Source organism: Synechococcus sp. R5-13 (assembly GCF_047462015.1).
Lineage (GTDB): Bacteria > Cyanobacteriota > Cyanobacteriia > Thermostichales > Thermostichaceae > Thermostichus.
In genome coordinates this window covers 1-24,123 of record NZ_JANSIL010000069.1, presented here as the reverse complement: position 1 = coordinate 24,123, position 24,123 = coordinate 1, and the positions used below count along the sequence as shown (strand labels likewise).

Sequence of the window (24,123 nt, the reverse complement as noted above, 5' to 3'; positions counted from 1 at the left end):
TTTTTATGACCGGCGTTCCTGTCTCCCGTATTCGCAACTTTTCCATCATCGCCCACATCGACCACGGCAAATCCACCCTCGCCGATCGCCTCCTGCAGGAAACGGGCACCGTTTCAGCCCGCGAGATGAAGCCACAACTGCTGGACAGCATGGAACTGGAGCGGGAACGGGGCATTACCATCAAGCTGCAAGCGGCCCGCATGAACTACCGTGCCCAAGACGGCCAAGACTACGTTTTGAACCTGATCGACACGCCGGGGCATGTGGACTTCACCTACGAAGTCTCCCGCTCCCTGGCCGCCTGTGAAGGGGCGCTGCTGGTGGTGGATGCCTCTCAAGGCGTGGAAGCCCAAACCTTGGCCAATGTGTACCTGGCCCTGGAGAACAACCTGGAAATTATTCCGGTGATCAACAAAATCGACCTGCCGGGCGCCGAGCCGGAGCGGGTGATTGCGGAGATTGAGCAGGTAATCGGCCTCGACTGCAGCGGGGCAATCCTCGCCTCTGCCAAGGTGGGTATTGGCATTCAAGAGATTCTGGAGGCCATTGTGCAGCGGGTGCCCCCCCCACGGGATACAGTGGCGGATCCCTTGCGGGCCTTGATTTTCGATAGCTACTACGACGCCTATCGCGGCGTGATCGTCTATGTGCGCATCATGGACGGGGAGGTGAAAACGGGGGACAAGATTTGCTTTATGGCCTCTGGCCGAGAATACGAGATTACCGAGCTGGGGGTGATGCGTCCCAACCAAGAGCCGGTGGATGCCCTACATGCGGGCGAGGTGGGCTACATGGCCGCCGCCATCAAGAGCGTGGAACACGCCCGTGTTGGGGATACCATCACACTGGTGAATCGCAAAGCTCCTGAGCCCCTGCCCGGCTACAAAGAAGCCAAGCCGATGGTGTTTTGTGGCCTGTTCCCCAGCAGCTCCGATCAGTACGCCGAACTCAAAGAGGCTCTGGAAAAGCTCAAGCTCAACGATGCTGCCCTGTACTTTGAGCCAGAAATTTCCAGCGCCATGGGCTTCGGCTTCCGCTGTGGTTTTCTGGGCCTGCTGCACATGGAGGTGGTTCAGGAACGCCTAGAGCGGGAGTACAATCTCGATCTGGTGATCACAGCTCCGACGGTGGTGTACCAAGTTACCCTCAACAACGGCTCTGTGATTCGGGTGGACAATCCCAGCAAGCTGCCTCCCCCCAACGAGCGCACCAGCATTGAGGAGCCGATTGTCAGGGTAGAGGTGATTCTTCCTGAGGAATTTGTCGGTACCGTGATGGAGCTGTGTGAGACCAAACGCGGCACTTTTAAAGACATGAAATATCTGGCGCAGGGTCGGACTACGCTGGTGTATGAGCTGCCCCTGGCGGAAGTGGTCACCGACTTTTTCGACCAATTGAAATCACGCACTCGTGGTTATGCCAGCATGGACTACCAAATGATTGGCTATCGCGCCGATGATTTGGTGCGTTTGGACATTTTGATCAACGGCGATGTGGTGGATTCTCTATCCACAATTGTGCATCGGGACAAAGCTTTTTATGTAGGCCGTTCCCTAGTTGCCAAGTTACGGGAGCTGATCCCACGCCATCAATTTGAAGTGCCCATTCAGGCAGCAATTGGCTCTAAAGTGATTGCTCGTGAAACCATACCAGCCCTGCGCAAAAACGTCTTGGCCAAATGCTACGGAGGAGATGTGACCCGCAAACGCAAGCTTTTGGAAAAACAAAAAGAGGGGAAAAAACGCATGAAGGCGGTGGGAACGGTGGATGTGCCCCAAGAAGCGTTTATGGCCGTGCTGAAGCTGCAGAATGACTAGTGCGATGGGCACTCAACTGGGGCGGGAAGAGGTGTTGGCCTGGCTACAGGAGCGGGTGTCTCCTCCTCGCCTCCGCCATATCTTGGGGGTAGAGGGGATGGCCCGACAGCTGGCGGCCCACTACGGGCTGGATGAGCAGAAAGCTGCTTGGGCAGGGCTGATGCACGACTTGGCCAAGGCTTTCCCGCCGGAGCAACTGTTGCAAAGGGTGGCTCAGGAACGGGAGCTGGATGAAATTGAGCGGGCCGAACCTCACATCCTGCACGCTGAGGTGGGATCCCTGGTGGCGCGGGAGCAGTTTCAGGTACAGGATCCGGAGATTTTGGCGGCCATTGCCAACCACACGCTAGGGCAGCCCGGCATGGATCCGCTCAGTTGCGTGGTTTTCGTGGCCGATGCCCTGGAGCCGAATCGGGGCAACAGCCCAGAATTGGAGCGGTTGCGGCAGATGGCTTTTGTAGATTTGTCTAAAACCGTAGTGGGAGTATGTGACTTGAGCCTAAAATTTTTGCTAGACCGGAATCAGGTGGTTCATCCGCGCACACTCATGACTCGGAATCATTTTTTGTTACATCCTTTAGAAAAAGCGGTGTCCTAGGTTAACTCAGTCGTTTCAGGAGGGTTTTAGTTGCTACATCTCATGCCTGCCCCTGCTGGGGATCCCATCTATTGCATGGCGCTGAGTGCAGCTCGCGCGGCAGAAGAGAAAAAAGGTGGCGATATCGTTCTGCTGGATGTATCCCAAGTCTCCACTTTGGCAGATTACTTTCTTCTGGTCAGCGGCTACTCGCTCACGCAAGTCCGCGCCATTGCCCGAGCAATTGAGCAAAAGGTTTGGGACGAGTGGAAACAAACTCCGCGCCGCATCGAAGGGCAGGAATCGGCCTCTTGGATACTGATCGACTATGCCGATCTCATTGTCCATGTGATTATGCAACAGGAAAGGGACTACTATGACCTAGAGTCTTTCTGGATCCAGGCTCAGCGAGTCGATCTGCCCATAGCAGGCTAAATCTATTTGTTTTGGATCCCTGGATTTGGCAGTTCTTCAGGTCTTGGAGCCAAGGGAAGAGTTGCTCTTTACAACTCTTTAACTGCCTTCCAGGGCCTCCTTGACAGACAGAAGTTTTAGTCAATTGTCAAGAAATATGTAAGTTTCTTAATATTCCCGCAATTTCTTACACAGTCACGTGTTAGGGTAGTGAATGACAAATAGCTGAGTAAGATCTTCCTGCCTTTTGCAGTCGAGTTTCTATAGTCTTTGTTAAACGCTCTACCTTGTTTCTCTTGAACGCTGATAATTCTTCGTTGGTACTGAATACCAGCAAAAAGATTTTCCAGCTGCTGATGGCTCCTATTGGCTGCTTTCAGCGGCAAGTGGAAAGGCAAACGAGGCGAATAGAGGAGGCAAGGATTGGCTGCACAAGAGGATCTTACGAACGAAACCGCAACTTCTTCCCGACGGCAGACTTAACTGCAACCGGCTTAAATGGTCGGCTTGTAGGCAAAATCCGGTGCCAAAAGCAGCGGAGGAAGATGGGGAAGCAGCGTTTTTTGTTTAATGTCTGTTTTTAAGAGCGACAGGGATTTTTAGGAGGGACATTCATCATGGAAAAGATGTTGGTTAATATCGTCGAGTACCTGGCATTGGGAGAACTGGAAACTATCCTCTCCACTGAGCACCCCCATCAACAGGTGTTTCATGACGCTAGGGAGCGGGAAGCGATGATGCAGCAGATCCTAAACCGGGTCCCCGCCATCTACATGTGGCTGGCTGCCGATGAGTGTCCCAGCCGCGATCAACTCAATTCCTCTGAGCTGGAATTGCTGCGGTCGGTAGTGCGGGATGTGGTCAATCAAAAACTCCAACAAGCCTCTTTTGGCCTTGACCCCTATGCGGGATCCATGTCAGAGGTCTTCTACGGATAGAGGGGGCGGGCTTAAGCTACACTGCAAAGGCGTTGCCTTAGCTTGTTGCCTCTGCCCATGTTGCCTGTTTACTATTCTGATATTTTCCTTAGCCACGATACTGGGCCATTTCACCCCGAGCGTCCGGCTCGCTTGCAGTCCATTGTTAAGGCGCTGCGTGGTGCCCCTTTTGCCAACCAGTTGGAATGGCGGGATCCCCCCTTGGCGGAGCTGGCAGAGCTGGAGCGAGTACACTCGCGTCAGCACATCCAACAGGTGGCTGAGTTGGCAGCAGCAGGTGGGGGACGCATCGATGCCGACACTGCTCTCTCGGGGAGAAGTTTTGAGGCAGCGCGCCTGGCTGTGGGAGCTTGGATTGCCGGCTCTGCTTCGGTTTTGGCCACCGCTCAGCCGGCTTTGGTGCTGTGTCGTCCGCCTGGGCATCACGCAGAGCCAGAACGGGCAATGGGGTTTTGTTTATTCAGCAACGCAGCCATTGCGGCGCTGTGGGCGCTGGATCAGCCGGGGGTGAAGCGGGTGGCGATTTTCGATTGGGATGTTCACCACGGCAACGGCACGCAGGCGGTGGTGGAGCGCTATCCCCAACTGGCCTATGCCTCCATCCATCAGTTTCCCCTCTACCCCGGCACCGGCTCCGCTCGCGAAACCGGGATCCACGGCAACCTCTGCAACGTGCCTTTGCCTGCCGGCTCGGATTGGTTGGCCTACAAAAAGGCCCTCGACGAGAAGATCTTGCCGTTCTTGCAAGCGTTCCAGCCGGATTTGCTGCTGGTGAGCGCCGGCTTCGACTGTGCCAAAGGGGATCCCCTGGCCGGTATGCAGCTAGAGCCGGAAGCCTTTGGCCGCATGGCCCGCCTTTGCCTGGAGCAGGTGACCCGCAAAACCCTCTTCGGCTTGGAAGGCGGCTATAACCTGGACAACCTGGCGCGCGGCTGGCTGAGCCTGGCCCAAGCTTGCCTGGAGAGTTAACCTTTCCACTTCACCTTGGGTAAAATCTGCCGCACATCCACCCGATCCTTGTACTTGAGAGCAAAGTTGAGCAGCGAATCCAAGAGGGAATCGGACAGATAGTGGGGCTGGAGGCCCAGGTCTAGGAGCTTGGTGTTTTTGGCGTTGTAGTAGTGCTCTTCCAGCTCGACGCGGGGGTTCTCCAGGTGGTTGATTTCCACCTTCAGGCCCATGGTGGCTCCCGCCTTTTGCACCAGCAACGCCAGTTGCTCAACACTAAATTGCTCTGTGAACTGGTTCATCACCCGGAATTGGCCCGGCTCGGCAGGGTGAGCAATGGCCAGCTCCACGCAGCGCACCGTGTCGCGGATATCCAGGAAACCGCGGGTCTGGCCGCCCTTGCCATACACTGTCAGCGGATGGCCCACGGCCGCTTGAATGCAGAAGCGGTTCAGAGCTGTGCCGAATACGCCATCGTAATCGAGACGGTTGATCAGCACCTCGTCCATGCCGGTTTCTTCTGTGAGCACGCCGTATACCACCCCTTGGTTGAGGTCGGTGGCCCGCAGGCCCCAGACGCGGCAGGCGAAGTGGATGTTGTGGCTGTCGTGTACTTTGGAGAGGTGATACATGGATCCCGGCTGCTTGGGGTAGGGCAGGGTATCCTTGCGGCCATTGTGCTCGATGGTGATGTACCCCTCCTCAATGTCGATGTTGGGGGTGCCGTACTCACCCATGGTGCCCAGCTTCACCAGGTGGCAATCGGGAAATTCCTCTTTGATGGCGTAGAGGATGTTCAAGGTGCCCACCACGTTGTTCACCTGGGTCATTACCGCGTGTTCGCGGCTGATCATCGAGTAAGGGGCAGAGCGCTGCTCGCCAAAGTGAACAATGGCATCCGGCGGGAAGCGGCGCATGCAGGAGATCAGGGCTTCGTAGTTGGTAACGTCGCAGACAAAGATGGGAATGTCCTTGCCGGTTAGCCCCTTCCAGCGATCCACCCGTTGCTCTAGCTGGGCAATGGGGGTCAGGGTAGAAACCCCCAGTTGCAGATCCCAGAGGCGGCGGACGTAGGAATCGAGAATGGCCACCTCATAACCCCTGTTGGATAGGTATAGGGCCGTCGCCCAGCCACAGTATCCGTCACCACCAATAACCAGGACTTTCATCAGGGAAGCAAAATTCGGCTGCTCACGAATCTACCAAGTTATGGCACCAAAGACAAACTCTCCTGGGATCCCTTTGAGCGCTGCATGGCTCCTCATTCAATGCGAGGCGGGTTATCCAGGGTATAAACCGTGGTCTCGGCGGCAATGGCACGGCGCAGGTGAGCTGGGACTTGGTAGAGGCCCAGAAGGGTGATGCCATCGATGAATTGCAGTGCCCCTCGCTCGGGATCCAACTGTTGGCTCAGAATCTGGTCGATCTGCTCCGGTTCTGGCCTGGAGGGGATGGGATCCTGAGCTGCCAGGGCAAAACCCAGCGGGCCACCGTAGGTGGGGGCATAGATGGCGTAGGGCTGCACAGCGGCAAACACCGTTTTCAGGGTGCGAACAATGCGGGTGTGTTGATGAAGCTCAACCGGCCCCGTCGGCCCGGCTTGGATGGTGAAAGCCCCATCGGGCTGCAACTTGGAGCGAATCTGGCGGAAAAACTCCTGGGTGAAGAGGCGATAGGCAGGGCCGGACTCAATGGGATCGGAGAGATCGGAAAGGATCACATCCCAAATGGGGCCTGTTTCCTGGAGAAAATCCAAGGCATCGGCAATCACCACCTCCACCCGCGGATCTTCAAAGGATCCCTGGTGCATTTCCGGCAGGTGCTCTCGGCAGGCTGCCACCACCTCCCCATCGATGTCCACCATCACCACCTGCTCCACCGAGCGCCAACGCAGCACCTCCCGCAGCGTTGCCCCTTCTGCCCCCCCCAACACCAGTACCCGCCGGGGGATCCCGCCCGCTTGGACAACCTGCACCATAGCCGGATGAACCAAAGCCTCGTGGTACAGAAACTCATCCACGGTAGTGGATTGCCAATGCCCATCCAGCATCAGACCCTTGCCGAAGGCCCCCGTCTCGGCGATCAGCATCTCCTGGAAAGGGGTTTTTCGGTAGGCCAAGATGCGCGTGACGGCACGGGCGGTGTAGTCCCAAGGGGTAAAGTACTCCTGAACCCAGAAGAAACTTCTCGGGCTGCTCATAAGCACCTCGCTACAGCTTTTTCCAGCAACATAGACTGACCTCCGGGGCGATGCGGATCCTGCCCAGCCTACAGATGGCCCCCATGACAGTTTGGAAAAAGCTGCGATTGGCGAAGATCTCAGCGCCTTCGTCGGCTCGCTTCGCAGGTGAGCACCTCAGCCGAGTCTGGGGCCTCTTCCAGGAGTGTCGGTTGCGCGGTGCGGCGGGGCACCTTGCGCAGGGAATATCGTCGCGCTTGAAACACGTCGATCAGATATTCACAGGCCGCTTCCGGTCGGGTGTGGCGACCACAGGTGAACACATCCACCGCCGCGTAGCCCGCTTCGGGCCAGGTGTGAATGGAGATGTGGGATTCCCCCAAAAGAGCGAGGGCTGTAATCCCCTGTGGCTCAAATGGATGGCACAGCTCTCCCAAAAAGGTGGAGTTGGAGCGTCTGGCTGCCTCTCGCAAAGCCTGTTGCACCAGAGAGGCATCATCCAAAAGTTTGGCCGGGCAGTCGTAAAGCTCCAGGATACAGTGGATCCCGATCAGAGCTGGAGACCTATCCCCTAATTGGCCAGATAGTGTGTGCAGCATACTATCCCCTAATTGGCCAGATAGAACTGATTAGAACCAGAGGCTGCACAGAAAGCGCAGCTTTACCATTATCTCACAATTGACATACTCCCCTGCCTAAAGGCAGGGGATTCTGGTTCCTGGTTCTGCGACAGCACTTACCGTGTCAGGTTGCCCCTCCACAGCAGCGGTGCTCATCGCGGCAGCGGGCCGTAGGCCTTTCTCCCCAGGCGTTCCCCCTTTCGGGGCGGTTCCCTTTTGCCCAAAGGTACCGTTGTTCCACTCCTCACCCAACAACTCCAACCCTTTGCGCAGGATGTTGATGGCCGCATTCTCATCCCGGCAAAGTACCACCCCACACTGCGGGCATTGATGGGTGCGAGTGGACAGCGTCTTCTTCACCCGATGGCCACAATGAGAACAGTCCTGCGAGGTGTACTCCGGTGGCACTGCCACCACCACCTTGTTGAAGACCTTCCCGTAGGAGTCCAGCCACCCGGTGAATAAACTCCACCCGGCATCGTGAATCGACTTGGCCAAGTGGTGATTCCGCACCAAGTTGCGCACCGGCAAGTCCTCATACGCCACGATGTCGCTGGACAAAGCGCTCCGCGCCGCCGTAGGCGAGCACCACGCACCGGGCCAACTTCACAGCCCAGTCTCTACGCTGGCGTTGGACTTTGAGATGCACCTTGCCCAGTCGCTTCCTCTGCTGGTGGTAGTTCTTGGATTGGGGTTTGGCCCCTCTCCGAAACTTCCGACTTAACCTGCGTTGCTCTCGCTTTAACCTCCTTTCGGCACGACGCAAAAACTGGGGGCACTCTACCTTGTGGCCGTGGCTGTCGGTGTAGAAGTGCATCAAGCCCACATCCAGCCCCACCGCCTCGCCGGTGTAGCCCACCTTCTCCCGACGCTCCACGTCCAGGCAGAACTGGGCGTAGTAGCCATCGGCTCTCCGCACTACCCGCACCCGATTGATTTTCAGGGTGAGGATGTCCCGCCGCGCCTCGCCGTTGCAGTACAGGGCAAAGGTGCCTGCCTGGAAGCTGTCCGTGAAGGTGATGGACATTCCATCTTGGGAGAGCTTCCAGCCGGAGATTTTGTACTCCACGGAGCGACACCGTTTCTGGAACTTGGGATAGCCCTTCCGGGCTGCTTTCTCCTTGCAGCGGCGGTAGAAGTTGGAGATGGCAAACCAGGCTCGCTCCACACTGGCTTGCCGGGCAGAGGAGTTCAGCTTCTGGGCGAAGGGGAACTCTCTGGCCAAGTCCTTGCAGAGGGAGTACAACGTGGCCCTGTTCACCCCCTGATGATCCATCCAGTGGCGCAGGCACTTGTTGCGCACGAACTGGGCAGTCCGAATGGCCTCATCCAGGGCTTGGTACTGCTGGGCTGTGCCGTTGAGGAGCTTGGCTTCGAGGACGCGCATGAGCCTATTTTATCAAAGGTCTAGCAAGATAAAAGCCGCCCTGGTCGCGTCAGCGGGCCGTAGGCCTTAGGGCGGGGCTTCAGACCCAGTTTTTTGGTAAAGCCAAACTACCCTCCCCAGCAGCTTTTTTCTTAACCGAAAGTTAACCCTAGGCCCAATCTGGAGCCACTGCACCACCGACACCAGCGTTCCGGGAAGGGGCTGGAGAAGCTAGGGCTGCTGCTCCTTTGAAGAGGGAGAGGGGGGATAGAGCAGGGCTTCCAGCTCCTGCAGCGCTTGCTCCAGGTTGTCGTTGACAATCACGTAGTCAAATTCGTCTTGGGCATCCAATTCCTTGCGGGCCTGTTCCAGGCGGCGCTCGATGCTGGCCTCTGAGTCTTGTCCGCGCTCGCGGATGCGACGTTCCAGCTCTTCCAGAGAAGGGGGACAGAGAAAGATGCGAATGGCATCTGGGTACTGCTGCCTCACCTGACGGGCCCCCGCCAGCTCAATTTCCAGCAGCACATCCTGACCCTGGTTAAGTTTTTGGAACACGATCTCGCGGGGAGTGCCGTAAAAGTTGCCCGCATACTGTGCCCATTCCAACAGCTCGTTGGCTTCAATCAAGTTGAGAAATTCCTCCCGGCTGCGAAAGTAGTAGTTGACACCTTCCTGTTCGCTGGGGCGGGGGGGGCGGGTGGTGACCGAAACCGAGAGATACAGCTCGGGGTGGCGCTGGCGCAACTGGTTGACCAGCGTACCCTTACCCACTCCGCTGGGCCCTGTCAAAACCACCAAGCGACCGCGCGGGGTAGGAGCCGGAAGGGATCCCTGCTGCTGCGTACACTCAGAGGAAACCGGGGTAGGAGAGGTTGGCATAGACAGAGACCGACGCAAGACGGCTGGGCAATTGACTTGTTTGGGTTTGTTTTAGGATATCTCACTTCTGGTTTCTCAAACGGCTCACAGCGATGGGCTTTCACTCGGTCTCCTCTGACAAACCGGGCTTGGCCGTGAGGAAGCGGTTGGCAACGGTTTCGGGTTGGATGGCGGAGAGGATAACGTGCCCGGAATCGGTGATAATGACAGCGCGGGTACGACGACCATAGGTAGCATCCACCAACTGGCCCCTCTCGCGGGCATCGCTGATGATGCGTTTGATGGGAGCTGACTCGGGACTGACAATGGCGACCACACGCCCAGCGGCGACGATGTTGCCAAAGCCAATGTTGATTAGGCGGGTATCCATGGGGTGATGAGGGAACCTAACGGTTGTCCGGCCAGCAACCTTCATTAAGGTAGCAAATGGGGCTCTTTCGCGGGTTTGCCACAACGACACCTGAGTTCTCGGCCAATTGGGCAGTGAGTTCTGGCGACAAGTCCCGTTCGGGTGAGCCGCAAAAAGGCTGTGGTTGCATAACAAGCTGCACCCTCCCAAACAACTTGCCCTGTTTATCGAGGACGGTAAAATCGTCAACATGAAGCCACTTCAATGGAACTTGAACTGTAAGCCTCAAAGGCCGCCGCTGTGGTAAGCGGTTTGAGGCAGCTCTGAAAACGAAAAGATCGACCCAGCACCCCAAGCTTGAATAGATTTCTTCCTTGCCTATGCTTGACCTGACTTGGCTGGATCCCCTTGTCCAACACTTTCAACTGGGGGATCTAGAGCCACCCGAAGCCATCCGAGTGGGCCTCATTCACCAAACTTGGAAACTCAACACCTCTGAGGGATCCTTCATCGTCCAGCGCCTTCATCCCCGATTTGATCCTGCTGTCACCGAAGATGGTCAAGCCATCGGCCAATGGCTGAGACAACACGGCTTCCCTGTGCCCCGATTCCGTCGCGCTCGCGATGGATCCCTGCACTTGTCCTGGGCAGAAGGGCTGTGGCGGGTCATGGATTGTCTGCCGGGATCCTGTCACCCAACTCCTCCCAATTGGGGCTATCTGGAAGAGGCGGGGGCAGCCGTTGGACGCCTGCATCGACTCTTGGCCCAGATGGACTATCGTTTTCGCTTCCAGATCCCGCATTTTCACGATACGGCTCACCTTTGGCAACAGCTACGCCAGTATGAGCCGGCCCCAGAAGTGCAGGCAGAATGGCAGTTTTTAATCGAAACTGTGCCCAATCTTCTGCTGCCCTCAGGGATCCCAACTCAAATCATCCATGCCGATCTCAAGTTCAACAACTTTTTGTTCGATGAGCAGGGGCGATTTGTGGGCCTGGTGGATCTGGACACCTTTATGTATCACAATCTCTATGTTGAATTGGGGGATGCCCTGCGCTCCTGGGGCAAACGAGGAAATACCCTTCAGCCAGAGGCGATCCTGGCCGGGTTGCGGGGCTATGCCCAAACCGGGAACTTGCACGCCCTACAACCGGAACTCCTTCTCCAAGGGATCCAACTGATTACCCTGGAATTGGGGATGCGCTTTTTGCAGGATTGGTTTGAAGACGCTTACTGGAATTGGGATCCCCAGCGCTACCCCAGCCGCAAAGCCCATAACCTGGCCCGCTGCCAACAGCAAATTTGCCTCTATCAAGACCTAACCCAGAGGGCACCCCAACTGTTGGAGTCCATGCGCGCCCTTTTGTCTTGTGAGCAGCGGAAAGAGGGAAGGTAGCCAACAGGTTTGCCCAGCTTTTGACAGCTCGTTTTGGGATCTGCTACCGCGGCATAGGAATGAAACATTTCTAAATATTTCTGTGGCATTGCTTCCCGACTCTCCTCCCCCAGAGGGAGAGGGGCTGGGGGCGGTCGCGAAACGCCTAGGAAGTGTCTCAATCTAGTTTCAAATGACGATAACGCTCAATCTCGACTTTGACTTGGATCGCAATGGTCGGGAACACGCTCCAAGCTCCCCTAGGCAGTTTGCACTTGGCGCACCAACCCAGTCGTTTTCAGAGCAGCCAAAGCCCGATCCCGGTAACGGCCATAGCGCTCCTGCTTGTTGCGAAGCTGGCGCCCCTCCAAATCCGGCAACAGCCCAAAATTGGCCGGCATCGGCTGAAAGTGCCTGGGATCGGCGCTGCTGATGAACTGAAACAGGGATCCCATCATCGTCTCGGGGGGCAGCGTGATCAAGGGCAACCCCAGAGCCAGGCGGGCGGCGTTCTGTCCGGCCAACCATCCCCCTGCCACCGCGCAGGCATAGCCCTCGGTGCCCACCAACTGGCCGGCGGCAAACAGCGTGGGTCGGCGACGAAATTGCAAGGTCGGCCACAGAAGCTGGGGCGAATTCAAAAATGTATTGCGGTGCATCACCCCAAAGCGGACAAACTCCGCCTGTTCCAGGCCGGGGATGAGGCGAAAGACCCGCTGCTGTTCTCCCCATTTCAAGTTGGTTTGAAAGCCCACCAAGTTCCACAGCTGCCCTGCTTTGTCCTCTTGCCGCAACTGCACCACCGCGTAAGGACGGGATCCCGTGCGCGGATCCACCAGCCCCACCGGCTTCAAGGGGCCGAAACAGAGGGTGTCTTTGCCACGGCGCGCCATTTCTTCAATCGGCAAGCAGCCCTCGAAAAACTTGCGCTCCTCCCGTTCAAAATCCTTGAGGGGCGCCTGCTCCGCCTCCACCAGCGCCCGCCAAAACCGTTCGTACTCCGCTTCCGTCATGGGGCAGTTGAGATAGGCTGCTTCCCCCTTGTCGTAGCGGGAAGCCTGAAACACCACCGCTCGGTTCAACGAATCCCCGGTAACAATGGGGCTAGACGCATCAAAAAAGCTCAGGTACTCCAGGCCCGTAAAGGCTTGCAGTGCCTTGGCCAGGGGATCGCTGGTCAGAGGGCCGGTACAGAGGACGGCAATGCCCTCCGGGATCTCCGTCACCTCCTCCCGACGCAGGGTGATGCGGGGATGGTTTTGAATGGCTTCCGTGAGAGCCTGGCTGAAGCGGGCCCGATCCACTGCCAATGCCCCTCCTGCCGGCACTGCATGGCAATCCGCCGTCGCGATCACCAGGGATCCCAGTTGTCGCAGTTCTTCCTTGAGTAGCCCTGCCGCCCGATCGCTGGCTGCAGCCCCAAAGGAGTTGCTGCACACCAGCTCCCCCAACTGATCGGTGTGATGGGCCGGGCTCTGACGCACGGGGCGCATCTCCGAAAGGATGACAGGCAACCCTGCCTGGGCAATTTGCCAAGCAGCTTCTGTCCCCGCCAACCCCCCGCCCACAACATGGATGGGGGCAAAGGCTCCCGCTCGTGCAAGCGGGCTGCAAGCCCTTGGGTTAGTTGGAGGGTTCATCACAACCTCCGGGAGGGAAGAGAAGAATGGAGCGCACCCTGCTAGGGCCGGAAACGGCTCAGGTCAAACCCACTATGGTGACATACTCCCGCACTCATGCTGACGCAAAGCACTCCGCGCTGCTAAAGCGAAAGAGTGTGCGCTTCTCGCTTCAACGGGGAGCTATCACAAGAACCCTCAGCGAGCAGACACGGAATGTCCCACCGCGTAGCTGTACCAGATTCCGGCAAAGCCGTTTTGTACAGCCAGGTTGATTATAGAACAAAGACCGCCTTTCATCCCGACCCTTACGCTGAGGCATAGCGCTCCGCGCCGCTAAAGTGGTTGCGTCGCGTTGCGTAGCAATAAGGAGGGCGGAGCTTCTGGGCGGATTAGCTAACCCTCAGCATGGCCCGACCTGCACGAGGCAAGTGACCCAGAGGCGGGATACGCTACTATAAGTACCCGCTGACACCCAGGATCCCGACCCATGACGGAAACGGCTGACCTTTGGCCACAGCTTTTGGGGCAGTTGCTGGATCGGCAATCTCTCAGCGAAGCCCAAGCTGAACAGTTAATGAACGGTTGGCTCCAGAACCAAGTGCCAGATGTGGTGTCGGGGGCGATTCTGGCGGCCCTGCAAGCCAAGGGTGTGAGCGCCGGTGAACTGGCCGGCATGGCACGAGTGCTACAGCGGGCTTCGCTGGGATCCCCGCTGGACTTGCCTCTCCTGGTGGATACCTGTGGCACCGGCGGCGATGGGGCCGGCACTTTTAACATTTCCACGGCGGTGGCCTTTGTGGTCAGTGCAGCCGGGATCCCGGTGGTTAAACATGGCAACCGTTCCGCCTCTGGCAAGGTCGGCTCGGCGGATGTGCTGGAGGCCCTGGGGGTGAACTTGGGGGCTGAGCCAGAGCGGGTGCGGGCGGCTGTGGCGGAAGTGGGCATCACCTTTTTGTTTGCTCCCCAGTGGCACCCGGCCATGCGGGCGGTGATCCCCTATCGGCGGGCCCTCAAGGTTCGCACCATTTTCAACCTGTTGGGGCCCTTGGTCAACCCCCTCTATCCCAACCGCCAGGTGATCGGGGTTTACGCCCAGGAGCTGGTGCCGGTAATGGCAGAGGCCCTGCGCCTGTTGGGACGGGAAGGGGCCATTGTGTTGCACAGCCGCGAAGGTCTCGACGAGGCCGGGCTGGATCAGCCCACGGATTTGGGCGTCCTTTGCGGCGGGTCGGTGCGGACGGAAGTCTTGAACCCGCGCGACTATGACCTCACTGCAGCACCCACCCACGCCTTAAAAGGGGGAGATCTGCAGGAAAATGCTGCCATCCTCGCCCAAGTTCTCCAGGGATCCGGGACGCCTGCCCAGCAGGATGTGGTGGCCTTGAATGCTGCTTTGGCCCTGCAGGTGGCCGGAGTGGCCCCCGATTGGAGAGCCGGGATCGCCCAAGCTCGCGAGATTCTCGCCAGGGGTGCCGCTTGGGATCGCTTGCAACAGCTGGTTCATTTTCTCAAGGCTTGATGCCGGTAGGAGCCCAGGAGAGGGCGACAGGGATCCCACCTGAGCCTAGGGCTAAAACTCCCGCCCTCGCCCAAAGGCCAGAACTTCATCCACCCCCAAGCGAGGCTTGCGCGGCAGGTTACCCGCTGCCGCATATCCAACCGCCAGCAGCATCACCGGCACGTAGCGGTCGGCAATGCCGAACTCCCGCTTTACCCCTTCCGGATCAAAGCCGATCATCGGCCCGCTCACCAAACCCTTGGCCTGAGCCGCGATCATCAGCGCCATGGCAGCCATCGCCCCAGAGCGAATCGCTTCATCCCGCGCCAAGGTGGGATTGTGGAGATAGGTTGCCTGGGCCATGTTCACCCAGCCTTCCGCTTTTTCGGGGGGGAGGATCCCGGCAGCAACGCTTCTTTGCACAATTTCAGGCAGTTTCTCATACCCCCGCAGATCCCCCAGGATGATAAACACCACCGATGCATCCGCCACCTTCTGTTGGTTGTAGGCCAGAGATTTGAGGCGCTCTTTGTCTTCCGGGTCGGTGACCGCAACAAACCGCCAGTGCTGAATGTTGAAGGAAGAAGGAGCTTCCGTAGCATAAGCCACCAGCTCTCGGATCTCCGCTTCCGATAAACGGCGGCTGGGATCCAATTTGTCGGCGGAAATGCGCTCTTTCAGGGCAGTTAGGGCGTCCATAGGGATCCTCAAGTGTCGGTAGAAAGGCTGCTCCCCCCAAAGGTAGGGGCAGGATTGGCAAATGGCTATACATTCCGTGTTCAAACGGTCTGTCTTCTTTGTTATCTCCCTTTTATCCAGCCTGTGGCAACCGGGTGAGGCACAAACTGGGCCTTGGCAGGGCAGGCAAGCGGGATCCCTAACGCAAAGGCAGGTATGATGGAAAAACAAACTGGTCTCATCTGGGTCGCCCGGTTAATCGTCGGATTGGTGTGGTTGATGGGGAGAAGCAATCGGTGAACTTCGGTCGAGTGCTGACGGCCATGGTTACCCCCTTTACTGATGAGGGGGAGCTTAACTACGATGAGGCCGCTCGTTTGGCCGATTACTTGGCAACCCACGGCAGTGACGGCTTGGTGGTCTGTGGCACCACAGGCGAATCTCCCACCCTAACCTGGCAAGAGGAGTATGAGCTGTTCCGCGTGGTGCGAGATGCCGTGGCCGGTCGGGCTAAGGTGATCGCCGGGACGGGATCCAACTCCACCCGTGAGGCCATTGAAGCCACAAAAAAGGCCGCTCAACTCGGTTTGGATGGCTCTCTGCAGGTGGTGCCCTACTACAACAAGCCTACCCAGGCCGGCCTTTATGAGCACTTCAAGGCCATCGCCCAAGCCAGTGACCTGCCCATCTTGCTCTACAACATTCCCAGTCGGACAGGGGCCAGTTTACAGCCGGAGACTGTAGCCCAATTAGCAGAATTGGAAACGGTTGTCGCCATCAAAGAAGCCAGTGGTATGATGGATGTAGCTTCGGAAATTCGGCGACTCACTCCCTCGCGTTTCGCCATCTATTCAGGGGATGACTCTCTGACGTTGCCGCTCCTAACTTTGGGAGGCAGCGGTGTGGTCAGTGTAGCCAGCCACCTGGTTGGGTTGCAGTTGCAGGAGTTGATCCAGAGCTACATCAGGGGGCAACACGATCAAGCTTTGGCCCACCACCTGCGCCTGTTTCCGTTGTTCAAGGTTTTATTCATCGAGACCAACCCAGTTCCGATTAAGGCCGCATTGGAGATGCAGGGTTGGCGAGTGGGTCGGGCGCGCCTTCCCCTAGCGCCTCTACAGCCCAGTTCTCTGCAGGTTTTGCGACAGGTGCTTGAAGAGATGGGCCTACTGGCTGAATCGAAGGGATCCGAACAAATGGCGACGAAAGTTTCATGATTGCATTTTTAGGCTTTGCTTCTGCCATGACCACGGTTTTCAGGGGTTTGCAAGGGGCTCTTTTGTGGCGTTTGACCTGTGGGTAGGTAGCTTTTTCCCTGAAAAGCTCTTCCCCGGCCTGGGAAATGGATGAGTTGCGGCTTTCGCCCACATTTGTCGGGGATAGCTTGTGCCCATTTCTGTTTTTGTTTTTTTACTGTTGAGGATCTAAACCCATATGCCAACACCACGTTCTTCAGTTGCTTCTCGTTCTGTGATCCCACAATCCACCTCTTCCGTTCAGATGATTCCGCTGGGCGGCGAACGGGAGATCGGCAAAAACACATGGGCCTTCCGCTACGAGGATGACATCATCCTCTTGGATGCCGGTTTGGCTTTTCCCGATGAGAGCATGCACGGCATTAACATCGTGCTGCCGGACATGACCTACATCAAGCAAAACCGCGACAAAGTGCGGGGGATGGTGGTTACCCACGGCCACGAAGATCACATCGGTGGCATCCCGTATCACCTGCGGGAGTTCGATATTCCGGTCATCTACGGCCCCAGATTGGCGCTGGCGCTGCTGGAAGAGAAATTGCGGGAAGTGGGCCTGCTCAACCGCACAGAGCTGCGTCCTGTTGGCCCCCGTGAAATCGTTCCCTTGAGTAAGCACTTTTTTGCCGAATTCATTCGCAACACCCACTCTTTTGCCGATAGCTTTACGGTGGCTCTGCACACGCCTGTGGGCGTCATTATTCAGACCGGCGACTTTAAGATCGACCATACCCCCGTGGATGGGGAGTACTTCGACCTGCAGCGGTTGGCCGAACATGGGGAAAAGGGAGTGCTCTGCCTGATCAGCGACTCCACCAACGCTGAAGTGCCGGGGTTCACCCCCTCTGAAGCCTCAGTGGTGCCCGGTCTCACCAAGGCCATTGCCGGAGCCAAGGGACGGGTGATCATCACCACCTTTGCTTCTTCGGTGCATCGTCTCAACTTGGTGCTGCAGATTGCCGAACAGCAGGGTCGGGTGGTGTCTCTGGTGGGCCGCTCCATGCTAAACGTGGTGGCTCATGCGCGGCGCTTGGGCTACATCCGCTGCAAGGACGAGACGCTGCAGCCAATGCATGTGATCAACAGCCTGCCGGATGACCGGGTGATCATCCTCACCACCGGATCCCAGGGAGAACCGCTGGCTGCTCTTACCCGCATCGCCAACGGTGAGCACCCGCAGTTGCAAATCAAGCCAGGAGACACGGTGGTGTGGTCGGCCAACCCGATCCCTGGCAACACCATCGCGGTCTCGCGGGTCATCGACAAGCTGATGGAGCTGGGAGCCAATGTCATTTACGGCAAAGACAAGGGCCTGCACGTTTCCGGCCACGGCTGCCAGGAAGACCAGAAGCTGATGATTGCCCTCACCCGCCCCAAGTTCTTCGTTCCCACCCACGGGGAATACCGCATGCTGGTCAAGCACGCCGAAACCGCCATGAGCATGGGGATCCCGCGGGAAAACATTGTAATCATCGACAACGGCGATGTGGTGGAGGTGAACCGGGAGCGCATTGCCATCACGGGCCGCGTCCCCTCTGGCCTGCAGATGATCGCCGCTTCCCACGATGGAGTGGTGATGGATGAGATGATGCAGGAGCGGCAGCAGATCGCCAAAGATGGCATGGTGACGGTGGTGATCAGCCTGGACGGCAGCGGCCAGTTGCTCTGCACCCCGCAGGTGCAAACCTTTGGCTTGGCGGGGGAAGGGAACCAACTCAAGGGATCCGACCTGAAACCCCTTCTGGAGAACACCCTTCGGCAAGCGTGGCCCCAATTTGCTCGCTCGCTGGAGCGGGGCAGCCTGGACATCGACTGGGCCGGCCTCAAGGGCGAAGTGGAGCGGGTGGTGCGCCGTTTCTTGCGAGAACAATTGCCCGGCAGGCCCACGGTGGCGGTTTTTGTGCAATCTCCTGAAGAGGAGTCTGTGTCTTCCCTGAGTGTGGAAACCCAACCGGAGCCGGTAGCGGGTGCTCTGGGCCGGCGGCGGCGTTCCTCGGCAGCGGTAGCTGCTTCCTAAAACTGGCCCGTTCTCCGTGGCTGGATCGTCTAAGCGCCTTTGGGATCCCTTGCCGAGCGCAGGGATCCTTCTATTGTGCCGGCTTGTATTCATCCGTGAGAAAACTGCGGAGGGCAGACTCTGCCGCCGCATCTGGTTGCAGGGATCCCACCTCGCTAAAGGGAGGGCAGCGGGTTTGGGGAGGGAGCGGTTGCCGAAGGGCGCTCAAGAAGGCATCGGCCAAATCGGCGTAGCCCCGGTCGTTGGGGTGAAAGCCGTCGGCCAGCGGGCCGGGAAAGAAGGACTCGCGTCGGTAGGAGCGGGGATCGCAGAGCAAGTCCACCACTGGGATCCCCTGTTGGCTTAAGGGGTTGATGGCCCGTTGCGTGAGGCCAACCGAGATCAGGGAGAGCAGTTGGCGCACGCTGCTGGGTTGCTGCTGACCCAGAGGAATCAGGGCGAAGTTGGGCAGGTTGGCCACCGCCAGGCGAGCTTGAGGGGCACGGGCACGCACCGCTTGCAGCAGGGTTTGGTAATCGGCGGCGAATTGTCGGATCTGCTGATCGACGAAGGGCAAGGGATCCTCACCTTGGAGAGCCCGTTGAGCCGCCGCCAGAGCGATGGCGTTGGTATCGTTTCCGCCCACCCAAATGGTGATCAGGGTGGCATCGGGGGGAAGGCGCGGCACTTGATCCTGCAGCAAATTGGCCGGGATCCCCTGCCTCAGGGCTTGCATGGCGGGGCTGAGCACCGCTCCCGAACGGCCCAGGTTGATAAGCTCCACTGGGCCGGGCAGCAAGCGAGCCAGGCGGGGCACATAGCCCGTTCCATTGGGGCAGTCCAGGGGCTCTGAGCGCTGGGGTCGAGTGCCGGCGGCGTTGGCTGGGCCATCACAGGAAATGGAGGCGTTGTAGCCAACGGCATCGCTGGCTCCCAGGGCAACGTAGCGGGTGAGGGTGGGTGGGCTGGGCACAACAGGGGATCCAGAACTGGCAGAGCAGCCGGTTAGCCCCAAACTGAGTATCAAAATCAGCAGGGAGAGGAGGAACACCCAGCTGTCTTGTTGTCTTGGAGTCGAGTTTTCTGGGGTTCGGGTGCTGGCATCCTTTGCAGAGAGAGGCATGGGAAAGCGGGCATAGATAGGGCGAGGCGGGAAGCACCCCCAGACAGGCTAGCCAAGGATCCCAAAATTGGCGAGGTATGGTGGGAGTATGCCGCTACGGTTTTGCAAGTCCCGCACCTACCACGATCCCCTGCATGGCGCCATCAGCCTGAATGGAGGGGACGCGGTTGAGGCTCTGCTCATTCGCCTGATCGATACACCGGCCTTTCAGCGGCTGCGCCGCATTCGCCAGTTGGACACGGCCTTTTTTACCTTCCACGGGGCAGAGGGATCCCGCTTTACCCATTCGGTGGGGGTGCTGCAGGTAACGCGGCGGCTGTTCGACAAATTGGCCCATCGCCACCCGGAGCTGCGTCCCTATCGGGCGGTAACCTTGGCCTCGGCTCTGCTGCACGACATTGGCCATGCCCCTTTTAGCCATGCCGGGGAAGAGATCTTCGGCTGCCGGCACGAGGTTTGGACGGCCCGCATTCTCCGGGAGGATCCCCAGGTGAGGACGCTGCTGGCGGAGTTTGATTCCCAACTGCCGGCCCAGATGCAGCAAGTGCTGCAGAAGCAGTTTCCCCTGCCGCTGGTGGGGCAACTCATCTCCAGCCAACTGGACTGCGACCGCTTCGATTACCTGATGCGGGATAGCCTGCTCACGGGTGCCCAATACGGCCACCTGGACTTGGATCGCATCCTAACGGTGCTGGATTATGACCCGGAGACGGGATCCCTGTCCATCCCCGCCCGCAAAGGCCTGGGGGCCATCGAGCACTACCTGGTGGTGCGCTATTTCATGTACACCCAGGTGTACCAGCACCCCAAGAGCCTCTGTGCCCGTTTTATCTTGGAGCGGCTATTCAGGCGGGCAGAGGCGCTCCTGCAAAGGGGGGAGATTGAGCTGGATCCCATCCTCAGCGCTTGGTGCTGGGCTTCGCTGGCGGCCCAAAAAGGGGATCCCTTTGAGTTGCCGCTCCCCCTCTACTTGGCTGCCGACGATATCATCTTCAGCTACCCCATGCGCCTCTGGGCCATGTCGGGGAAGGATCCCATCTTGGCGGATCTGTCGCGGCGCTACTTGGAGCGGGATTTGTTCAAGGCCCGCAACATTACCCAGTTGTCTGAGGAACAACGCCAAACCCTGGTGGCTGCTGTGCAGGCCAAAATGCTGCGGGATGGGCTGGATCCTGAAAGCTATTTGGGCATCCGCTCTGCCCATGTCCAGGGCTATAGCTTTTATGACCAAGGGATCCAGCTCAAAACCGAGCGTGGCTATGAAGAAATTGCCCATCTTTCCCCTTTGGTGCGTGCCTTGGTGGAAACCCAGCGCCAGGTCTGGCTAATCTTTCCCCGGCCCTATGGCGATATCGTAGAGGGGGTTTTGTCTGCCTAGAAAATCATTGGGCCATCCCAGAGCTAGAGCATTAGAGGTGGGAATCTGTTCCTGAGCACATCTAAACAAACATCTAAACAACGAGGGAAGCAGGAGTGGGGATCCGAGAAATCCTAACGGGGGTATTGTCCTTAACAGCTTTGGCGATTGCCCTAGTGGCTCTGCAACTGAGGCGAGCGTTGCGGGCTTCCCCCTGGCTGAGGGATCCCCCGGCGGAACAGGCAGGGGAAATCGCGGCCGGGATGGAGCGGCTGGCGGTGATCGTGCCCGCCTACAACGAGGCCGAGAACGTGATGGGCTGCCTGAGCAGCATTCTGGACAGCACCTCTGCCCCTTTACAGGTGTGGTTGGTGGACGATGAATCCACGGATGCCACTTGGGAGCTGGCCCAAGCCCTGGCTGCCGAACGGCAAGATCCGCGCCTACACCTGCTCAAGGGGGATCCCCGTCCCAAAGGCCAAAGGTGGGTGGGCAAAACCTGGGCCTGTGCCCAAGCCGTCGCCCGCGTAGAAGCCGACTACTTGCTGTTTCTGGATTGCGACGTGCGGCTGGGATCCGGTGCCATTGAAGCGGCCTTAGGACATTTGCTGGCAAGCGGCAGCGGCTTGGTGAGTGTAGGGCCGCAATTGGTGTGCGGTTGCCTAGCGGAGTGGCTGGTGCAACCCATCATGATGACCATCCTGGCGGTGGGTTACAACTTTGCCGCCGTGAACGATCCCGACAACCCCAAAGCCTTTGCCTTTGGTCCCTTCCTGCTGTTTCGCCGCTCTGCCTACGAGCAAGTTGGCGGGCATGCCGGAGTGGCCGATGTGGTGATCGAGGATGTGGCCCTGGGGCAACGGATCAAAGCCCAGGGGTTGGGCCTGCAAATTTGCCTGGGAGGGCCGCGGGTGCGCAGCCGCATGTATGCCAACGGGGCTGCCCTTTGGGAAGGGTGGACCAAAAACTGGTTCCTGGGCCTGGAGCGCAACTGGGCCTTGGCGGTGTTGGCAATGGGTACGGTCTTGGGGATCTGCAGCTTGCCCTGGTTGGGGGTGATCCTGGCTGGGGCTACGGGATCCCTGGAGGTGCTGTTGGCCAGCTTGGCAGGGATCCTGGCCCAATTAGCCATCCGGCTTCTGCTCCGGCATTGGGCGCATCTGCCCCTCTGCTACTGGTGGCTAACGGCAGTGGGGGGTTGGGCGACAGCGGCCATCATCTTGGCTTCGGCCATCCGCACCACCACCGGCCGCAACTGGACTTGGCGGGGCCGTTCTCTCGCCGTCCACTGACCGGAGTGCGCCAACACCCCAGAAATGGTACAAGAACATGGTCTAATGGGGGATGTTCGGAAAACAGGCAAGCTGGGTTTAGAAACAGCGGAATAGCACACCATGCAGGCTCTGGTCATCGGATCTGGGGGGCGAGAACACGCTCTGGCCTGGAAGCTGTTGCAGTCTCCCCAGGTTACTCGGATCTACTGTGCCCCCGGCAACGGCGGCATGCAGCAGCTGCCCCGCTGTCAATCCGTGGCTTTGGCGGCTACCGACATTGAAGGCCTGGTGCGGTTTGCTACCGTACAAGGGATCCGCCTGACGGTGGTAGGGCCAGAGCTGCCCTTGGTGCAGGGGATCGTGGACGCCTTCCAGGCAGCAGGGTTGCCCATTTTCGGGCCTAGCCGCGCCGCTGCCCAACTGGAAGGAAGCAAACTCTGGGCTAAGCAATTGATGCAAGAGGCGGGGATCCCGACTGCTCGCGCTACCGGCTTTGCTGAGCTATCTGCCGCTGTGGCCTATCTCGACTCCCAGAGTTTCCCAGTGGTCATCAAAAAAGACGGACTGGCTGCCGGCAAGGGGGTAACCGTTGCCCAAAACCGGGAAGAAGCCGTGCAAGCTCTGGAAGCAGCCCTGGCCAAGCCGGGCGATCAGGTGCTGATCGAGGAGTTTATCCCCGGCCAGGAGGTGTCGGTTTTGGCTCTAACCGATGGCCAGATCTGTGTGCTGCTGCCACCTGCCCAGGACTACAAGCGCCTTGGCGAGGGCGATACTGGCCCCAACACCGGCGGCATGGGAGCTCATGCCCCTGCGGATCACCTGGTCACTCCAGAAGGGTTGGCCCGCATCCAAACCCAGATCCTGGATCCCACCCTGGAGGCTTTGCAACGGCGGGGCATCCGCTACCAGGGGGTGATCTATGCCGGTTTGATGATCACGCCCAGTGGGGATCCCTACGTGTTGGAGTACAACTGCCGCTTTGGGGATCCCGAAGCTCAGGTCATCCTGCCCTTGCTGGAAAACCCTTTGGACGAGGTGCTGCTGGCCTGTATAGAAGGACGGCTGGCCCAAATCCAGCTCAAATGGAAACCCGGCTATGCCGCCTGCGTGGTGATGGCAGCCCCAGGCTATCCCGATACCTACGAGCGAGGGATCCCCGTCTCCGGCTTGGATGCAGCTGCCACCACGGGGGCGTTGGTGTTTCATGCGGGTACCCGCCAGGCAGGCAAGCAGCTCCTGAGCGATGGCGGGCGCGTTCTCTGTCTTACCGGCCAAGGGGCAACCCTATCCGAGGCCCTGCGCCAAGCCTACGCAGCTGTGGAGCAAGTGCAGTTTCCCAAGGCCTACTACCGTTCTGACATCGGTAGCCACGCCCTGGGGCCTGCCGTCCGCCGAGGAGTGATCCCTACCCCATAAAGCCATCCCTTGCCCTCTCAGCTGCAGCCGGATGGAAGAAGCCCCAGAGGGGTCGCTCCTCCAGGGCCCATAAAGCAGCTTTGAAAAAAGCTTTGATGCTTAGACGATAGCGCTTTCGGTAACAAGACGGCAACAGTGATATCAAAAGCTCAACTTTACTTTAGATTCCTTAACAATAGCCCTCTACTTTGACTAGGCACGGATATTGCTGAGCTGAGTCTCTCCCCTCTCGAGGGGGATCCCCCATTAGCCCACTTGAACTGTTGCGGACCCGGATCCCCTAGAGCAGGCATTTCCTCTCCCAGGGTGGAAGAGGGGTTGGGGGTGGTCGTCTGGGGCAGCGCATGGCAGAGGAGACTATCTCTCTCAAATAGATTCAGCTAGAAATCGCAGGAGCCCCGCACTGTACCCGTAGGGTCAGTGCCGGGAGGAATGCGCTTTGA

The 24,123-nt window shown here is 58.5% G+C and carries 22 protein-coding genes; 12 read left to right on the top strand and 10 right to left on the bottom strand.

Annotated features, from left to right (window positions below):
* Nucleotides 1-5 precede the first annotated feature (5 nt).
* From lepA to NW840_RS05880, 5 genes are all read left to right on the top strand, one after another.
* Nucleotides 6-1,817, top strand: a complete 1,812-nt coding sequence (gene lepA, locus NW840_RS05900; RefSeq protein WP_414328663.1) for a translation elongation factor 4 — start codon at nucleotides 6-8, stop codon at nucleotides 1,815-1,817.
* Nucleotides 1,810-2,415 (top strand): bis(5'-nucleosyl)-tetraphosphatase (symmetrical) YqeK, encoded by a 606-nt coding sequence (gene yqeK, locus NW840_RS05895; RefSeq protein WP_414343004.1) that lies wholly within the window; start codon nucleotides 1,810-1,812, stop codon nucleotides 2,413-2,415. The genes lepA and yqeK overlap by 8 nt, the downstream gene beginning before the upstream one ends.
* Nucleotides 2,416-2,457: 42 nt before the next feature.
* Entirely contained in the window at nucleotides 2,458-2,829 is a 372-nt protein-coding gene (gene rsfS / locus NW840_RS05890) for a ribosome silencing factor (RefSeq protein WP_414343001.1), read from the top strand.
* 596 nt (nucleotides 2,830-3,425) lie between these two features.
* The gene (locus NW840_RS05885; RefSeq protein WP_414342999.1) at nucleotides 3,426-3,746 is read left to right on the top strand and encodes a hypothetical protein; all 321 of its coding nucleotides are present in this window, start codon (nucleotides 3,426-3,428) and stop codon (nucleotides 3,744-3,746) included.
* A 57-nt stretch (nucleotides 3,747-3,803) separates the two neighbouring features.
* Entirely contained in the window at nucleotides 3,804-4,715 is a 912-nt protein-coding gene (locus tag NW840_RS05880) for a histone deacetylase (protein ID WP_414342997.1), read from the top strand.
* Here NW840_RS05880 and NW840_RS05875 read toward each other — a convergent pair.
* From NW840_RS05875 to remA, 7 genes are all read right to left on the bottom strand, one after another.
* Entirely contained in the window at nucleotides 4,712-5,863 is a 1,152-nt protein-coding gene (locus NW840_RS05875; RefSeq protein ID WP_414342995.1) for an NAD-dependent epimerase/dehydratase family protein, read from the bottom strand. The genes NW840_RS05880 and NW840_RS05875 overlap by 4 nt on opposite strands.
* A 92-nt stretch (nucleotides 5,864-5,955) precedes the next feature.
* Nucleotides 5,956-6,894: a fused MFS/spermidine synthase gene (locus tag NW840_RS05870; protein WP_414342992.1), complete on the bottom strand. Its 939-nt coding sequence runs from the start codon at nucleotides 6,892-6,894 to the stop codon at nucleotides 5,956-5,958.
* A 119-nt stretch (nucleotides 6,895-7,013) separates the two neighbouring features.
* Nucleotides 7,014-7,472, bottom strand: coding sequence for an adenosylmethionine decarboxylase (gene speD / locus NW840_RS05865; protein ID WP_414342990.1), 459 nt, complete (start codon nucleotides 7,470-7,472; stop codon nucleotides 7,014-7,016).
* Nucleotides 7,473-7,568: 96 nt separating this feature from the next.
* On the bottom strand, nucleotides 7,569-8,054 hold the full coding sequence (locus NW840_RS05860) for an RNA-guided endonuclease InsQ/TnpB family protein (RefSeq protein WP_414342987.1): 486 nt from the start codon (nucleotides 8,052-8,054) through the stop codon (nucleotides 7,569-7,571).
* Nucleotides 8,029-8,880 (bottom strand): RNA-guided endonuclease InsQ/TnpB family protein, encoded by an 852-nt coding sequence (locus NW840_RS05855; protein ID WP_414342985.1) that lies wholly within the window; start codon nucleotides 8,878-8,880, stop codon nucleotides 8,029-8,031. Before NW840_RS05855 ends, NW840_RS05860 begins: the two co-directional genes overlap by 26 nt.
* A gap of 210 nt (nucleotides 8,881-9,090) precedes the next feature.
* On the bottom strand, nucleotides 9,091-9,738 hold the full coding sequence (gene gmk / locus NW840_RS05850; protein ID WP_369791759.1) for a guanylate kinase: 648 nt from the start codon (nucleotides 9,736-9,738) through the stop codon (nucleotides 9,091-9,093).
* A 100-nt stretch (nucleotides 9,739-9,838) separates the two neighbouring features.
* Nucleotides 9,839-10,108 carry an extracellular matrix/biofilm regulator RemA gene (gene remA, locus NW840_RS05845; RefSeq protein ID WP_414342982.1) on the bottom strand — a complete coding sequence of 90 codons (270 nt, stop codon included), beginning with the start codon at nucleotides 10,106-10,108 and terminating at the stop codon, nucleotides 9,839-9,841.
* A gap of 359 nt (nucleotides 10,109-10,467) precedes the next feature.
* Here remA and NW840_RS05840 point away from each other — a divergent pair, with 359 nt between their 5' ends.
* Nucleotides 10,468-11,484 carry a phosphotransferase enzyme family protein gene (locus NW840_RS05840; protein WP_414343019.1) on the top strand — a complete coding sequence of 339 codons (1,017 nt, stop codon included), beginning with the start codon at nucleotides 10,468-10,470 and terminating at the stop codon, nucleotides 11,482-11,484.
* A gap of 239 nt (nucleotides 11,485-11,723) precedes the next feature.
* On the opposite strand, the gene trmFO is transcribed toward NW840_RS05840, so the two are convergent.
* Nucleotides 11,724-13,103 (bottom strand): FADH(2)-oxidizing methylenetetrahydrofolate--tRNA-(uracil(54)-C(5))-methyltransferase TrmFO, encoded by a 1,380-nt coding sequence (gene trmFO, locus NW840_RS05835; RefSeq protein ID WP_414342979.1) that lies wholly within the window; start codon nucleotides 13,101-13,103, stop codon nucleotides 11,724-11,726.
* A gap of 469 nt (nucleotides 13,104-13,572) precedes the next feature.
* Here trmFO and trpD point away from each other — a divergent pair, with 469 nt between their 5' ends.
* Nucleotides 13,573-14,604: an anthranilate phosphoribosyltransferase gene (gene trpD / locus NW840_RS05830; RefSeq protein WP_414342977.1), complete on the top strand. Its 1,032-nt coding sequence runs from the start codon at nucleotides 13,573-13,575 to the stop codon at nucleotides 14,602-14,604.
* 51 nt (nucleotides 14,605-14,655) lie between these two features.
* On the opposite strand, the gene NW840_RS05825 is transcribed toward trpD, so the two are convergent.
* Nucleotides 14,656-15,282 (bottom strand): nitroreductase family protein, encoded by a 627-nt coding sequence (locus NW840_RS05825; protein WP_011431721.1) that lies wholly within the window; start codon nucleotides 15,280-15,282, stop codon nucleotides 14,656-14,658.
* A gap of 275 nt (nucleotides 15,283-15,557) precedes the next feature.
* Between NW840_RS05825 and dapA the strand changes: the two genes are divergently transcribed.
* Complete coding sequence (dapA, locus tag NW840_RS05820; RefSeq protein ID WP_414342974.1) at nucleotides 15,558-16,478, top strand: 4-hydroxy-tetrahydrodipicolinate synthase; 921 nt, start codon at nucleotides 15,558-15,560, stop codon at nucleotides 16,476-16,478.
* Nucleotides 16,479-16,695: 217 nt separating this feature from the next.
* Nucleotides 16,696-18,531, top strand: a complete 1,836-nt coding sequence (locus tag NW840_RS05815; RefSeq protein WP_414342971.1) for a ribonuclease J — start codon at nucleotides 16,696-16,698, stop codon at nucleotides 18,529-18,531.
* 70 nt (nucleotides 18,532-18,601) lie between these two features.
* Here the strand turns inward: NW840_RS05815 and NW840_RS05810 are convergent, their stop codons facing one another.
* Nucleotides 18,602-19,561 (bottom strand): SGNH/GDSL hydrolase family protein, encoded by a 960-nt coding sequence (locus NW840_RS05810; protein WP_414342969.1) that lies wholly within the window; start codon nucleotides 19,559-19,561, stop codon nucleotides 18,602-18,604.
* Nucleotides 19,562-19,721: 160 nt separating this feature from the next.
* Here NW840_RS05810 and NW840_RS05805 point away from each other — a divergent pair, with 160 nt between their 5' ends.
* From NW840_RS05805 to purD, 3 genes are all read left to right on the top strand, one after another.
* The gene (locus tag NW840_RS05805; RefSeq protein WP_414342966.1) at nucleotides 19,722-21,011 is read left to right on the top strand and encodes an HD domain-containing protein; all 1,290 of its coding nucleotides are present in this window, start codon (nucleotides 19,722-19,724) and stop codon (nucleotides 21,009-21,011) included.
* A 95-nt stretch (nucleotides 21,012-21,106) separates the two neighbouring features.
* Nucleotides 21,107-22,282, top strand: coding sequence for a glycosyltransferase (locus tag NW840_RS05800; RefSeq protein WP_414342964.1), 1,176 nt, complete (start codon nucleotides 21,107-21,109; stop codon nucleotides 22,280-22,282).
* Between the two features lie 102 nt (nucleotides 22,283-22,384).
* Entirely contained in the window at nucleotides 22,385-23,680 is a 1,296-nt protein-coding gene (purD, locus tag NW840_RS05795) for a phosphoribosylamine--glycine ligase (RefSeq protein WP_414342963.1), read from the top strand.
* Nucleotides 23,681-24,123: the final 443 nt, after the last annotated feature.

Bases quoted from the DNA above. Each gene is read 5' to 3' on its own strand.
- rsfS (WP_414343001.1), top strand. From the start codon at position 2,458: ATGCCTGCCCCTGCTGGGGATCCCATCTATTGCATGGCGCTGAGTGCA.
- speD (WP_414342990.1), bottom strand. From the start codon at position 7,472: ATGCTGCACACACTATCTGGCCAATTAGGGGATAGGTCTCCAGCTCTG.
- trmFO (WP_414342979.1), bottom strand. From the start codon at position 13,103: ATGAACCCTCCAACTAACCCAAGGGCTTGCAGCCCGCTTGCACGAGCG.
- NW840_RS05875 (WP_414342995.1), bottom strand. From the start codon at position 5,863: ATGAAAGTCCTGGTTATTGGTGGTGACGGATACTGTGGCTGGGCGACG.
- lepA (WP_414328663.1), top strand. From the start codon at position 6: ATGACCGGCGTTCCTGTCTCCCGTATTCGCAACTTTTCCATCATCGCC.
- trpD (WP_414342977.1), top strand. From the start codon at position 13,573: ATGACGGAAACGGCTGACCTTTGGCCACAGCTTTTGGGGCAGTTGCTG.
- NW840_RS05855 (WP_414342985.1), bottom strand. From the start codon at position 8,880: ATGCGCGTCCTCGAAGCCAAGCTCCTCAACGGCACAGCCCAGCAGTAC.
- remA (WP_414342982.1), bottom strand. From the start codon at position 10,108: ATGGATACCCGCCTAATCAACATTGGCTTTGGCAACATCGTCGCCGCT.
- NW840_RS05825 (WP_011431721.1), bottom strand. From the start codon at position 15,282: ATGGACGCCCTAACTGCCCTGAAAGAGCGCATTTCCGCCGACAAATTG.
- yqeK (WP_414343004.1), top strand. From the start codon at position 1,810: ATGACTAGTGCGATGGGCACTCAACTGGGGCGGGAAGAGGTGTTGGCC.
- gmk (WP_369791759.1), bottom strand. From the start codon at position 9,738: ATGCCAACCTCTCCTACCCCGGTTTCCTCTGAGTGTACGCAGCAGCAG.
- NW840_RS05805 (WP_414342966.1), top strand. From the start codon at position 19,722: ATGCCGCTACGGTTTTGCAAGTCCCGCACCTACCACGATCCCCTGCAT.
- NW840_RS05840 (WP_414343019.1), top strand. From the start codon at position 10,468: ATGCTTGACCTGACTTGGCTGGATCCCCTTGTCCAACACTTTCAACTG.
- NW840_RS05885 (WP_414342999.1), top strand. From the start codon at position 3,426: ATGGAAAAGATGTTGGTTAATATCGTCGAGTACCTGGCATTGGGAGAA.
- NW840_RS05880 (WP_414342997.1), top strand. From the start codon at position 3,804: ATGTTGCCTGTTTACTATTCTGATATTTTCCTTAGCCACGATACTGGG.
- purD (WP_414342963.1), top strand. From the start codon at position 22,385: ATGCAGGCTCTGGTCATCGGATCTGGGGGGCGAGAACACGCTCTGGCC.
- NW840_RS05815 (WP_414342971.1), top strand. From the start codon at position 16,696: ATGCCAACACCACGTTCTTCAGTTGCTTCTCGTTCTGTGATCCCACAA.
- NW840_RS05870 (WP_414342992.1), bottom strand. From the start codon at position 6,894: ATGAGCAGCCCGAGAAGTTTCTTCTGGGTTCAGGAGTACTTTACCCCT.